Source organism: Sideroxydans sp. CL21 (assembly GCF_902459525.1).
Classification (GTDB): domain Bacteria; phylum Pseudomonadota; class Gammaproteobacteria; order Burkholderiales; family Gallionellaceae; genus Sideroxyarcus.
This window is the reverse complement of the sequence record NZ_LR699166.1, coordinates 3,451,141-3,463,650: the sequence shown is the minus strand read 5'-3', so window position 1 is coordinate 3,463,650 and position 12,510 is coordinate 3,451,141. Positions and strand designations below refer to the sequence as shown.

Sequence of the window (12,510 nt, the reverse complement as noted above, 5' to 3'; positions counted from 1 at the left end):
GACTTCAGTCGAATGAGCGAACGTTTTATGTTATCCATCGCACAGAGTTTGCAACTGGTCGGGCGCAAGGTGGTGTTTCGCCGTCGTCGAATGTGATGCTTATGGCGAACTACATTTTCAGGAGACCCTCATGACCCAGCAAACCAAAGTTCAGCATAATCAACCCGTGCAACCGAAGTCATTTAGTGCGGAAGAAGTGAACAAGCAAAAGCAAAAAGCGGAAGTGACCGAGGTTGCCGGCAGGCATAAGAATGACGGTCAGAAAGATCACAAGGGCGCCCGTTAAACGAATATGTTGACGCGTGAAATCTCCTTCCTGACCAGATGCTATTGGTTCCAGAGAAGCTGCAAAATCCCGATCCTGAATATCGGGCGAAATATCCATTGCAGTTCATATTCATCCGGCAATAGCCGCTCACCACAATCCTGTTCAGCGGTCGTTCCGTTCAGTCATCATCAACATAAGGAGGCAACATGATATACGCCGCTCCCGGCTCCGCCGGCGCCAAGATCGTTTACAAGAAACAATATGACAACTTCATCGGCGGCAAATGGGTCGCCCCGTTGAAGGGTGAATACTTTGATGTCATTTCCCCGATCAACGGCAAGCCCTATACCAAGGCCGCCCGCTCGGGTGCAGAAGACATCGAATTGGCTCTTGATGCGGCACATGCCGCCGCCGACAAGTGGGGGAAGACCTCTGCCACCGAACGTTCCAACCTGATGCTGAAGATCGCGGATCGCATCGAAGCCAATCTCGAACTGATCGCCTATGCGGAAACGGTGGATAACGGCAAACCGATACGCGAAACGCTGGCTGCCGATATTCCGCTGACCGTGGATCACTTCCGCTATTTCGCCGGCTGTGTGCGCGCGCAGGAAGGCGGCATTTCCGATATCGACGAGACCACAGTTGCCTATCATTTTCACGAACCACTGGGCGTGGTCGGTCAGATCATCCCGTGGAATTTCCCGATTCTGATGGCGACATGGAAGTTGGCGCCGGCTATCGGTGGTGGCAACTGTGTCGTGCTGAAACCGGCTTCGGAAACGCCGATCAGCATCCTGATCCTGACAGAGCTGATCGCTGACATACTGCCGCCCGGAGTACTCAACATCGTCAATGGCCACGGCCGCGAGGCAGGCTTTCCGCTTGCGACCAGCAAGCGCATCGCCAAGATCGCCTTTACCGGATCCACCAGCACGGGCCGGGTGATCGCGCAGGCTGCCGCCAATAACCTGATTCCGGTCACACTGGAACTCGGCGGCAAGTCGCCCAATATCTTTTTCGGCGACATCGCCCGCGTCGACGACGGTTTTTATGACAAGGCGATCGAAGGCCTCGTGCTGTTCGCGTTCAACAAGGGCGAGGTGTGCACCTGCCCCTCGCGTGCACTGATACAGGAATCCATTTACGACAAATTCATGGAGCGTTGCCTCAAACGCGTGAAGGCGATCAAGCAGGGCAACCCGCTGGATACCGAGACGATGGTCGGCGCGCAGAACTCGCAGGAGCAGATGACCAAGATCATGTCCTACCTCGATATCGGCAAGCAGGAAGGTGCGCAACTGCTGATCGGCGGAAAACGGGCCGAAGTCAGTGCAGACCTGAAAGGCGGTTACTACGTCGAGCCGACCATGTTGAAGGGCCACAACAAGATGCGCATCTTCCAGGAGGAGATATTCGGCCCGGTGCTGGCGGTGACGACATTCAAGGATGAGGCCGATGCCTTGGCCATCGCCAACGACACGCTGTATGGACTCGGTGCCGGTGTGTGGAGTCGCGACGGCAACGTGGCCTACCGCATGGGGCGCGCGATCAAGGCGGGTCGTGTATGGACCAACTGCTACCATCTATACCCGGCGCATGCCGCATTCGGAGGTTACAAGGAATCGGGTTTCGGCCGTGAGACGCACAAGATGATGCTCGACCATTACCAGCAAACCAAGAACCTGCTGGTCAGTTATAGCGAGCAGAAACTCGGCTTCTTCTGATCGCCCGTTCTTGTCCCGTCACCCGTGTGTGACTCTTTAGTGGGGCGGGCGACCGCCCCATATTCATTGGAGATGAAGATCATGGTGGAAAAAGTGATTGCCACAGAGGCTCCGCTGGAGCTGATCGGGTCCCTGAAAAAGAAACACGGCTCGCTCATGTTTCACCAGTCCGGAGGCTGTTGCGACAACAGCGCAGCCAACTGTTTTCTGCCCGGTGAAATCACCATCGGTGCCGGAGATGTCTATCTTGGCGACATCGGCTGCTGCGCTTTTTATATAGGCAAGGCGCAGTATGAATATTGGAAGCACACACAGGTGATCATCGATGTGATCGAGGGCGGAGGCGGTACGTTTTCGCTGGAGGGTCCGGAAGGCAAGGCATTCCATTCCCGGTCACGGGTGTTTACCGATGCCGAATTGAGCGAATTGCAGTCTGAAGAAAAAAGCCTGCTTGCACCTTCAAGATAAATAACGTTCCGCCGTTCGGGAGTCAGGCAACCGCACTGCATGCGCTACTCTTTTTTCTTCAGCAGTGATTTCAGGTCTGCGAAGGGATTATGCGTTGCCACTGTTTGTTTCTCAGCATTCCGGTCTCGCACCACCTCATCCATCACGCGAGAATGCTCGTTATCGTGACAGTACAGGCATAGCAACTCCCAGTTGCTTCCATCCAGCGGGTTGTTGTCATGGTTGTGGTCTTTGTGATGCACGGTCAGCTCGCGCAGCCGTGCACCGGAAAATTCGCGCCCACAACGTCCGCAGATCCAGGGAAACAATTTGAGAGCCCGTTCTCGATATCCGGCCTCGCGCAGCTCGCGTTGCTTGCGCGCTTCGGCAACGACGCGGTCAAGCCGCGCGTGATCGGGAGTGGTATGTTTGGTCATGGCTGACGGCCAGCTTAAAGTTGATATAACTATATCAGGACACTCATATGCAGTGCATGTGCCAAGCGCGGGAACCACTTCGCCAAAAACCATGTAGCCCGGAGTTGTAATGACTACAGGTGCAAGATGCCTGGAGAATTACGACAACTTCAATTGGGATTTGGATTTTCGGCCGGGAGCTGCCGGAGGAATGAATCCGGCCAGGCGGCAACTGATACCTTCGGTCTTTTTGCCCTTTTCGAACTTGGTCGAATGGCACACCATGATCTCGCCTTTGGCTGCGAGCTCGGTCAAATGAACGCGTACCTTGGCCAGCGAGATGCCTGTCGCTTCGGCGATATCTGTATCGAGTCGTTCGCCATGCGCTTTCAGGTATTGCAGGATTTCTTTCATAGGGTCATTACCACACCAGCAATATAGCTTGAGACGTCAATGTACAGGTATGGCAGGCATAGGACAAATCTTAATGCACTTGAAAGGTTGATTTTTTTCCGGATCGTGACATTTATTGCAGCCGCGAACCAATGCACGGATCAAATCCTTGCGTATTCAATCAGTTCCGGTGGGTCACCATTTCAATAGCACTTTTCCCAGCCACAGACCGCCAAGTCCGATGAAGAGCATGGGCAGGTAATGCCACTCGACAAGATGCGCAATGGAGTTTGTTTCTTCATGCAGCCGCAGCCACAGTGCCCCGACGCTGAAAGCAGAGAGCAGGGCAGTGCTGCCGGCGAGCCGGTAGTGTGTGCTGGCAAATTTGCGCAGGGAATAGAACGCCCATGCAGCGGGCAGCAGCGTCATCAGCGCGATGCTGAGCGTGCATTCGAAGCTGTGTACGGGCAGCGGCGAGGGCGGGGAATCGGCGCGCCAGGCAAAGAACATGACGCCTAAAAACAGTGTGAATGCGACGACGGGCGCGAAGGCCAGGAGGCGCTTCTGGTGCAGATCGGGAAACGCCAGCAAGGCGGTGCTGAGCGAGGTGACGATGAAGATGCCAAGCAGTGCAACGATCTCGGCGACGAACCATGTGTTGTGCAACTTTTCGAGCAGATCCGGGCGCGGTCCGGAAAATATCAGCAATACCGCAAGGTAGATTGCTGCAGCGCCCATCCATTGGAAACTCAGTACGAACGGGTGTGGTGCAGGCTTTACTGCTGCCGCATCCTGCGCAAGCGTCGTCACGAGATCGTCGATATTTGCCATTATCTTTCCAGCTTCTTTCTCAATACCTTGTAGGCCCGGTGGGCAGCGACCTTGACCGCAGATTCGGTCATGCCGGTCTTCTCCGCCACTTCCCTGGCGGTGTAACCGTCCTGGTGCAGGAAGCGCAGGATCATCGCCTGCTTCTCGGGGAGTTTATCCACTTCTCCGCTGATGGATTCGTATGACATCAACGATTCGGTTACAGGTTCGAGCAAATATTCTTCGAGCTCATCGAAATCGAGGGCATGGCGCAACTGGTCGGAATAGTGGACGCGCAGATGATCCTGCAGGCGGAATTTGGCGATCGCATACACCCAGGGCTTGTAAGGGCGATTGCCGTCATAGGTATGGCGGGCTTTGTGGATGGAGAGCAGAATCTCCTGCATCAGGTCATCCACTTCGTTGGCGATACTCAGGCGCTTGGCAAGGAACGGGCGCAACAGGCGAGTGGTCTCATGCAAGAGCGCGGCATAGGCACGCTGGTCTCCGGCCAGTGACCGTCGCATCAATGCTTCCAGATTGTCGTTTTGTTCCGTCACGGGGATCCCGGAGATTTTTGTAACTATTTATCGAGCAGCTTCGAATATACGTGCGAATGGATGAATCATAACTGGTTTGGGTTCTCCTATCGAATGAGACTAATGCACAGGAGGCAATATCATGCAACGCAGACAATTCTTGATGGCATTATCCGGTATGGCTTTGACGTATTCGGCGCGTTCCATGGCCGGCACTCCAGCGGACAAGGTGACCGTCATGCAGTATTCGGATGATGGTAAACAACTGGGGTATGCCACCTTGGCCAAAGTGAACAAGGATGCCGAGTGGAAGCAGCGCCTGTCGCCGCTGGCCTACGAAGTGACACGCCAGCAGGGCACAGAACGGGCGTTCTCCCAGCCCGGCTACGACAGGCACGAACCCGGTCTGTATCGCTGTGTGTGTTGCGACAACGCACTGTTTGATGGCGCCACCAAATACGATTCCGGCACCGGCTGGCCCAGCTTCTGGCAACCCATCGCAGCGGAGAACGTGCGCAATATCACGGATCGCATGTTCGGCATGACGCGCACTGAAGTGCGCTGTGCCCTGTGCGATTCGCATCTCGGCCATGTGTTCGACGACGGCCCGCAACCGACCGGCTTGCGCTATTGCATGAATACCGTGGCGCTGCGTTTTGTGCCCAGACCCAAATAAACCCCGGCACAAGGAACAAACATCATGCTGATCTTCCTGCTCGCCTGGCTTGGCGGCGTGCTCACCATTCTGAGTCCGTGCGTGTTGCCGGTGCTGCCCTTTGTATTTGCACGCTCGGAAAAATCGTTCCGCCGCTCCGGTCTTCCTATACTGCTCGGCATGGCGGCGACCTTCACCGTGCTGGCCAGCCTGGCCGCCGTGGGTGGTGCATGGCTGGTCGAAGTGAACCAATACGGGCGCTATGCGGCGATGTTGCTGCTGTTGTTGTTGGGATTGGCATTGATCTTCCCGTCGTGGTCGGAACGCATGATGCGCCCCTTCGTCGTGTTGGGCGGGCGGCTGCAACAACGTGCGGATCAGCAGGGCAGCGTCAAAGGCTCGCTGCTGCTGGGCGTGGCCGTGGGATTCCTGTGGGCGCCCTGTGCCGGGCCGATCCTGGGGCTGGTGCTGGCGGGCGCCGCGTTGAACGGCGCGAATCTGCACAGCGCATTGCTGCTGCTGGTGTTTGCCGCCGGTGCGGCGACCTCGCTGGGTGTGGCACTGCTGGCCAGCGGTCGTGTGATCGGCTGGATGAAACGCAGCTTTGGTGTCGAAGAATGGGTGCGGCGCGTGCTGGGTGTCGCGGTGGTCGCGGGCATCGTCGTGATCGCATTCGGCTGGGATACACGATTTCTGGCGCAATTCACTTCTGCGAACACCACGGCTGCCGAGCAACATTTGATCGAGCATCTGGCGCCGCGTTCGGATGCAACCGAGGTCGCGGCAACAAGCGTGGCACCGTCTTTGAATGGCGCGACACAATGGCTGAATTCACCGGCACTGGGCCAGGATGCATTGCGCGGCAAGGTCGTGCTGGTGGATTTCTGGACCTATTCCTGCATCAACTGCCTGCGCACCTTGCCGTACCTCAAGGCATGGGACGAGAAATATCGCGCCCAGGGTCTGGTCATCGTCGGCGTGCATGCGCCTGAATTCGCCTTCGAGAAGGATCTGCACAACGTCGAACAGGCCGTGCGCGAACTGGGCGTGAAATATCCCGTGGCGATCGACAACGATTACGCAATCTGGAACGCGTTCCAGAACGAATACTGGCCCGCACATTACCTGATCGATGCCCAAGGGCACATACGTCACCAGCATTTCGGCGAAGGCGCGTATCAGGAAACCGAGTTGATGATCCAGGCTCTGCTCAAGGAAGCGCATCAGGATGTGGCTGTGAATGATGATCTGGTGCGGGTCGCGGGAACAGGCGCGACGGCAGCGGCGGCGGATATGGAACGATCTCCGGAGACTTACCTCGGTTACCAGCGCCAGCAGAATTTTTCCTCGCCCGAGGATATCACGCGCGACATGCCTGCGCGCTATAGCATTCCGCATGTGCTCAAGCCGGATCAATGGGCGTTGAGCGGCTCGTGGCTGGTCAGCCCGGAATCCGCGCTGTTGCAGCCGGGCCGGGGCGCCATCAGCTACCGCTATCGCGGGCGTGACTTGCATCTGGTATTGGGCTCGCACAGCGGCAAGCCTGTGCGTTTCAAAATCACCCTGGATGGACGAGCGCCCGGCAAGGATCACGGTGCAGACACCGATGCCCAAGGCTATGGCGTTATACAGGAACAACGCCTGTACCAGCTCGTGCGACAAAGCGGAAAGATAAAGAACCTGACTTTCCGTATTGAATTTCTGGATGCCGACGCAGAGGCGTTTGCTTTTACTTTCGGCTAGATCAAAAGGAGTGCCATCATGAAGTCCGTCAAAATTATTATCACTTATTTGCTCGGCAGCATTTGTCTCATGCTCAGCTTTGGAACCATACCAAACGCTGGCGCAGCACCCGCCGAACAGACGGCGGTTTTCGCAGGAGGTTGCTTCTGGGGTGTGGATGCGGTGTTCAAGCATGTCAAAGGCGTGACCAACGTTGTGTCGGGGTATGCAGGCGGCGTTGCGTCCACGGCACATTATGAGATGGTGAGTGAAGGCGATACCGGACATGCAGAATCGGTGCAGGTACGCTTCGATCCCGCGCGGGTGACTTACCGGCAATTGCTGCAGGTGTTCTTCAGTGTGGCGCATGACCCCACCGAGCTGAACCGCCAGGGTCCCGACACTGGTAGCCAATATCGTTCCGCGATCTTTTACACCAGTACTGAACAGTTGCATGCCGCACAAAGCTATATCGGCAAACTCACTGCCGAGCATGTTTATTCCGCACCCATCGTCACACAGGTGGTGCCGCTGCAGCAGTTCTATCCTGCCGAAGAGCATCACCAGAACTATCTGGCTTTGCATCCTTACCAGCCGTACATTGTTTTCAACGACATGCCCAAGCTGGAACAATTGCGCAGGCAGTTTCCTGCGCTGTACCAGTGAGCATCCCCGCTCACCGGTTCAATTTGAAATCCGTTTGAAAATATTTTCATCGGCCGTGTAACCAAAATTCCGGCCTGTCCGAATCAATCGGTGCGAGGGAAGGATGCTGTGTATCGGAATTCTGGATCCGGCCCGAACATCGTTGGAAGAACTTTATCAATCAATTTCATCAACCCGCAAAAGGAGTATCAAAATGGAAAAGCAAAAGATGTTGTCGTTGGCGATCGGTGGTTTGTTGGCACTGGGTCTGGCAGGCACCGCGAGCGCCGCCGACAAGAAGATGGATATGGAGCAGTGTTTCGGCATTGCCAAGGCAGGCAAGAACGATTGCTCCAGCAACAAGAGCGCGCATTCCTGCGCAGGTCAGGCCACCAAGAACAACGACCCGATGGACTTCGTCGCTGTTCCCAAAGGAACATGCGACAAGATCGCCGGCGGCATGCTGAAGGCGATGTAATGAACAGGCCCGCAACCAATACATTGCCGTCTGCCGCAGGTATCGGCTTGCGGGCACCTCACTACCGTGAGGTCCTGGATAACTTGCCCGCGCTGGGCTGGGTGGAAGTGCATAGCGAGAATTTCTTCGGCGGGGGTGCGCCGCTGCACACCTTGCTCAGGGTGCGCGAACACTACCCGGTCAGCCTGCACGGTGTCGGCATGGGCCTGGCGTCCGTGACACCGCTCGATGCGAACCACCTGTCAGCGTTAAGCCGTCTGTGCGATGACGTGCAGCCTGCCGCCGTATCCGAGCATCTGTGCTGGAACGCAGTGGACGGCATGGTGATCAACGATCTGCTGCCATTCCCGTATACCCGCGAAGCGCTGGATCATGTCGCGCAACGCGTGGATCAAGTGCAGCAAAAATTGCAGCGCCAATTGCTGGTGGAGAACCTGTCCAGCTACCTATCCTTTTCCCACAGCGAAATGACCGAGGGTGAGTTCCTCGCAGAATTAGCAAAGCGCACCGGCTGCGGCATCCTGTTCGATGTGGAGAACCTGTATGTGAATGTATGCAACCTCGGCGTGGACGCCGATGCATTCATCAAAACCATTCCTGCGGAAGCAGTCAAGGAATACCACTTGGCCGGGTACAGCATGCGCGACGGATGTCTGGTGGATACACACGACCATCCGATCTATCCCGAGGTATGGGCATTGTATGAGTCCGTGTTGCGGCATATCGGTCCGCGCCCCACATTGATCGAATGGGATACCGATATCCCCGAACTTGCCGTGCTGACGGGCGAGGCGGCAAAAGCCCAACGGCGCCTGGACGCAGTGGAGGAATGCCATGTTGCATGACGAACTTGCCCAATTTGCGCATGCCATTGTGCACGGCGAAATGCCATCGCCGCGGATAGACCCGGCATATGAAAATTATTCCGCCGAAACCGCGATCGAAGTCTATCGCAACAATTACCGCGGCAATTTGCATGATGCGTTGGCGGGTGCGTACCCGGTCATCAAACAGCTGGTCGGTGACGATTTCTTCCGCTTTCTGACCAAACGATACATCGAACAGCATCATTCACGCAGTGCGAATTTGCATCACTTTGGCTCGGAGCTGGCCGACTTTATTGCGACCTTCGAGCCGGTAAAGGAATTGGTTTATCTGCAGGATGTAGCCACCCTGGAGTGGGCGTGTCATGTTGCCTATTTTGTAGATGATGAAACTACGCTGGACATTAACAAGCTGGCACAAATAGCGCCCGGGCAATATTCAGAACTGGCTTTGCATACCCATCCGTCTTGCCATATCGTGCGCTCACGCTATCCGGTAGCCTCCATCTGGCATGCCCATCAGCCCGGTGCACCAGAAGACTTTCATATTGATCTGGATAGCGGGCCAAGCTATGTCTTGGTCAGCCGCAAGGATGACGTTGTTCTGGTCAGTGAGCTGATGGAAGCGGAAGCAACGTGGCTGGAACGCACACAAGCCGGAATCTCTCTGGGCGATGCAACTGCCGAAGCGCTGGAGCGGCATCCCGGCTTCGACTTGCAGGCAACGCTGCTGAAGCTGATGGGGCAAAACGTATTTACGACTTTCACTCCGGGAGCGACATCATGATGCTGTTATCACGCCTGCTGAGACATTACTACAGGGCCTCGCACTGGCCGGAGTATCTGGCGCCACTGCTGGATCTCGCACTGAGGCTGTATGTTGCGGATGTGTTTTTCAAATCCGGCCTGACCAAGATACAGAACTGGGACAGCACCCTGTACCTGTTCAGCGATGTCTATCAGGTGCCGTTGCTGAACACGGATGTGGCAGCGTACATGGCGACTGCAGGCGAGCTCGGTTTGTCAGTGTTGCTGGTGCTAGGGCTATTCGGGCGTTTTGCCGCGGCGGGCTTGTTCATCCTCAATGCGGTTGCGGCCTATTCGTATTACTCAGGCTTGAGCGAAGCGGGCCTGTTCCAGCACTTTTGCTGGGGAATCTTGCTGGCAGTGCTGTTGGTGCTGAGCCGCGGCAAATGGGCGTTCGACACGTGGCTGGAGAAAGGTTTTGGATTGCCGGTTCGGCGGTAGCTCGGTAATAGCGCCGTGTGAAGGTCAGACTCGGCTTGCAGCTGCAAAGTAGCCGACCTGACGGGAGCGGGCCGACATCAATAACAACGCATCAGGTCATCCGCAGATTATCCAGGCCGCTCATCACGTCCCTGTCTTTGGTGGCCCGGCCCTCCAGTTTGATCTTCAGCCGCAGGTCGTTCACGGAATCCGCGTTCTTGAGCGCTTCCTCGTAGCTGATAGCGCCCGCCTCGTGCAGTATGAAGAGTGCCTGATCGAAGGTTTGCATGCCGAGTTCACGCGACTTGGACATGACTTCCTTGATCTCGTGCACATTGCCCTTGAAAATGAGGTCGGCGATTAGTGGTGAGTTGAGCAGGATCTCGAAGGCGGCAGCGCGGCCCTTGCTGTCGCGCTTCGGGATCAGGCGTTGCGAAATGAGCGCCTTGATGTTGAGCGACAAGTCCATCAGCAATTGTTCACGCCGTTCTTCCGGGAAGAAGTTGATGATGCGGTCGAGTGCCTGGTTGGCGCTGTTGGCGTGCAGTGTGGCCATGCACAAGTGGCCGGTTTCGGCGAAAGCCACCGCATATTCCATGGTCTCGCGGTCGCGGATCTCGCCGATCAGGATCACGTCCGGTGCCTGGCGCAAAGTATTTTTCAGCGCGGCGTGCCAGTTGTCGGTATCTACGCCCACTTCGCGATGGGTGACGATGCACTTGTCGTGGTCATGCACAAACTCAACCGGGTCCTCGATGGTGATGATGTGGCCGTAACTGTTGTGGTTGCGATGACCGAGCATGGCAGCCAGCGAAGAGGATTTACCGGATCCGGTTCCGCCGACCAGGATCACCAGGCCGCGCTTGGTCATCACCACATCCTTCAGGACGTCCGGCAGTCCCAGCTCCTGAAAAGTGGGAATTTGGGTGGTGATGGTACGCAGCACCATGCCCACGCGTTGCTGCTGCATGAACACATTGACGCGGAAGCGCCCGATGCCGGGTGGGCTGATGGCGAAATTGCACTCGTGGGTTGATTCAAATTCGGCCGCCTGGCGGTCGTTCATGATGCTGCGCGCCAGTTCCTGGGTGTGCTGCGACGTCAGCGCCTGGCTGGAAACGGGCGTCATCTTGCCGTCTACCTTGAATGCGGGCGGGAAGCCGGAAGTGATGAACAGGTCGGATGCCTTTTGCGAGACCATCCCGCGCAAAAGATTGTGAACTAGCTCGGTAGCCTGGTCTCTTTCCATGATTGACTCCTGAAACAGTGATGCATTTTGATTTTATTGGTTGGGGATTAAGCCGGGAAAAGATCCTTGTTTGCAGCTTTCCCGCGCGCTTCTGACGAAGCCACAAGGTTGCGTTTCACCATGTCGCTCAGGCATTGGTCCAGCGTCTGCATGCCGATGTTGCCCCCTGTCTGGATGGCGGAATACATCTGCGGCACTTTTGCTTCGCGGATCAGATTGCGGATCGCCGGGGTACAGATCATGATCTCATGTGCCGCAACGCGGCCTGTGCCGTCCTTGGTTTTGAGCAGGGTCTGCGAGATCACCGCACGCAAAGATTCGGACAGCATCGCGCGCACCATTTCCTTTTCATCGGCGGGGAACACGTCGATGATACGGTCGATGGTCTTGGCAGCCGAGCTTGTGTGCAGCGTGCCGAAGACCAGGTGGCCGGTTTCGGCGGCCGTCATTGCGAGGCGGATGGTTTCCAGGTCGCGCATTTCGCCGACGAGGATCACATCCGGGTCTTCGCGCAATGCGGAACGCAGCGCGTTGTTGAACGACAGCGTATGCGGGCCGACTTCGCGCTGGTTGACCAGCGACTTTTTCGATTCGTGCACGAATTCGATCGGGTCTTCCACGGTCAGGATGTGGCCCATCTCGTTCTCGTTGATATGGTTCACCATCGCCGCCAGCGTGGTCGATTTGCCGGAACCGGTCGGGCCGGTCACCAGCACCATGCCGCGCGGAAATTCGGAAATATCCTTGAAGATCGGCGGACATTTGAGGTCTTCCAGCGTGAGTATCTTGGAAGGAATGGTACGCATCACCGCGCCGGCACCGCGATTCTGGATGAAGGCGTTGACGCGGAAACGCGCCAGGTTTGGCACCTCGAACGAAAAATCGACTTCCTTGTTTTCTTCGTAGTGTTTGCGCTGCCCGTCGTTCATGATGTCGTACACCATGGCGTGGACTTCCTTGTGATCCATGGCAGGCAGGTTGATGCGGCGCATATCGCCGTGTACGCGGATCATCGGTGGCAAACCTGCGGAAAGGTGCAGGTCGGAAGCTTTGTTCTTCACGCCGAAGGCGAGCAGTTCGGTGATATCCATATATAATCCTGAGTGTATT

General features: G+C 56.4%; 16 protein-coding genes. 10 read left to right on the top strand and 6 right to left on the bottom strand.

The window, feature by feature from the left end:
* The first annotated feature begins 130 nt into the window (after window positions 1–130).
* From QOY30_RS16570 to QOY30_RS16560, 3 genes are all read left to right on the top strand, one after another.
* Window positions 131–286: a hypothetical protein gene (locus QOY30_RS16570; RefSeq protein WP_283745729.1), complete on the top strand. Its 156-nt coding sequence runs from the start codon at window positions 131–133 to the stop codon at window positions 284–286.
* A gap of 188 nt (window positions 287–474) precedes the next feature.
* On the top strand, window positions 475–1,995 hold the full coding sequence (gene exaC / locus QOY30_RS16565) for an acetaldehyde dehydrogenase ExaC (RefSeq protein ID WP_283745728.1): 1,521 nt from the start codon (window positions 475–477) through the stop codon (window positions 1,993–1,995).
* Window positions 1,996–2,076: 81 nt separating this feature from the next.
* Window positions 2,077–2,463 (top strand): DUF779 domain-containing protein, encoded by a 387-nt coding sequence (locus QOY30_RS16560; protein WP_283745727.1) that lies wholly within the window; start codon window positions 2,077–2,079, stop codon window positions 2,461–2,463.
* Between the two features lie 44 nt (window positions 2,464–2,507).
* Here QOY30_RS16560 and QOY30_RS16555 read toward each other — a convergent pair whose 3' ends face one another.
* The 4 genes from QOY30_RS16555 to QOY30_RS16540 form a co-directional block, all read right to left on the bottom strand.
* Window positions 2,508–2,879, bottom strand: a complete 372-nt coding sequence (locus QOY30_RS16555) for a YajD family HNH nuclease (RefSeq protein WP_283745726.1) — start codon at window positions 2,877–2,879, stop codon at window positions 2,508–2,510.
* A 138-nt stretch (window positions 2,880–3,017) separates the two neighbouring features.
* On the bottom strand, window positions 3,018–3,272 hold the full coding sequence (locus QOY30_RS16550; RefSeq protein ID WP_283745725.1) for a winged helix-turn-helix transcriptional regulator: 255 nt from the start codon (window positions 3,270–3,272) through the stop codon (window positions 3,018–3,020).
* Window positions 3,273–3,446: 174 nt separating this feature from the next.
* The gene (locus QOY30_RS16545; protein WP_283745724.1) at window positions 3,447–4,082 is read right to left on the bottom strand and encodes a DUF1109 domain-containing protein; all 636 of its coding nucleotides are present in this window, start codon (window positions 4,080–4,082) and stop codon (window positions 3,447–3,449) included.
* On the bottom strand, window positions 4,082–4,621 hold the full coding sequence (locus QOY30_RS16540; protein WP_283745723.1) for a sigma-70 family RNA polymerase sigma factor: 540 nt from the start codon (window positions 4,619–4,621) through the stop codon (window positions 4,082–4,084). The genes QOY30_RS16545 and QOY30_RS16540 overlap by 1 nt, the downstream gene beginning before the upstream one ends.
* 121 nt (window positions 4,622–4,742) lie before the next feature.
* Between QOY30_RS16540 and msrB the strand changes: the two genes are divergently transcribed.
* The 7 genes from msrB to QOY30_RS16505 all read left to right on the top strand — a co-directional run bounded on the left by msrB (window position 4,743) and on the right by QOY30_RS16505 (window position 10,172).
* Window positions 4,743–5,276 carry a peptide-methionine (R)-S-oxide reductase MsrB gene (gene msrB, locus QOY30_RS16535; protein WP_283745722.1) on the top strand — a complete coding sequence of 178 codons (534 nt, stop codon included), beginning with the start codon at window positions 4,743–4,745 and terminating at the stop codon, window positions 5,274–5,276.
* A 24-nt stretch (window positions 5,277–5,300) separates the two neighbouring features.
* Window positions 5,301–6,998: a cytochrome c biogenesis protein DipZ gene (locus QOY30_RS16530; protein WP_283745721.1), complete on the top strand. Its 1,698-nt coding sequence runs from the start codon at window positions 5,301–5,303 to the stop codon at window positions 6,996–6,998.
* Window positions 6,999–7,016: 18 nt separating this feature from the next.
* Window positions 7,017–7,643, top strand: a complete 627-nt coding sequence (msrA, locus tag QOY30_RS16525; RefSeq protein WP_283745720.1) for a peptide-methionine (S)-S-oxide reductase MsrA — start codon at window positions 7,017–7,019, stop codon at window positions 7,641–7,643.
* A gap of 193 nt (window positions 7,644–7,836) precedes the next feature.
* Entirely contained in the window at window positions 7,837–8,100 is a 264-nt protein-coding gene (locus QOY30_RS16520; protein ID WP_283745719.1) for a BufA1 family periplasmic bufferin-type metallophore, read from the top strand.
* Window positions 8,100–8,945, top strand: a complete 846-nt coding sequence (gene bufB / locus QOY30_RS16515; RefSeq protein ID WP_283745718.1) for an MNIO family bufferin maturase — start codon at window positions 8,100–8,102, stop codon at window positions 8,943–8,945. The genes QOY30_RS16520 and bufB overlap by 1 nt, the downstream gene beginning before the upstream one ends.
* On the top strand, window positions 8,935–9,711 hold the full coding sequence (locus QOY30_RS16510) for an HvfC/BufC N-terminal domain-containing protein (RefSeq protein ID WP_283745717.1): 777 nt from the start codon (window positions 8,935–8,937) through the stop codon (window positions 9,709–9,711). Before bufB ends, QOY30_RS16510 begins: the two co-directional genes overlap by 11 nt.
* On the top strand, window positions 9,708–10,172 hold the full coding sequence (locus QOY30_RS16505) for a DoxX family protein (protein ID WP_283745716.1): 465 nt from the start codon (window positions 9,708–9,710) through the stop codon (window positions 10,170–10,172). The genes QOY30_RS16510 and QOY30_RS16505 overlap by 4 nt, the downstream gene beginning before the upstream one ends.
* Before the next feature lie 91 nt (window positions 10,173–10,263).
* On the opposite strand, the gene QOY30_RS16500 is transcribed toward QOY30_RS16505, so the two are convergent.
* Entirely contained in the window at window positions 10,264–11,400 is a 1,137-nt protein-coding gene (locus tag QOY30_RS16500) for a PilT/PilU family type 4a pilus ATPase (RefSeq protein ID WP_283745715.1), read from the bottom strand.
* A gap of 47 nt (window positions 11,401–11,447) precedes the next feature.
* Entirely contained in the window at window positions 11,448–12,491 is a 1,044-nt protein-coding gene (locus QOY30_RS16495; protein WP_283745714.1) for a type IV pilus twitching motility protein PilT, read from the bottom strand.
* Window positions 12,492–12,510: the final 19 nt, after the last annotated feature.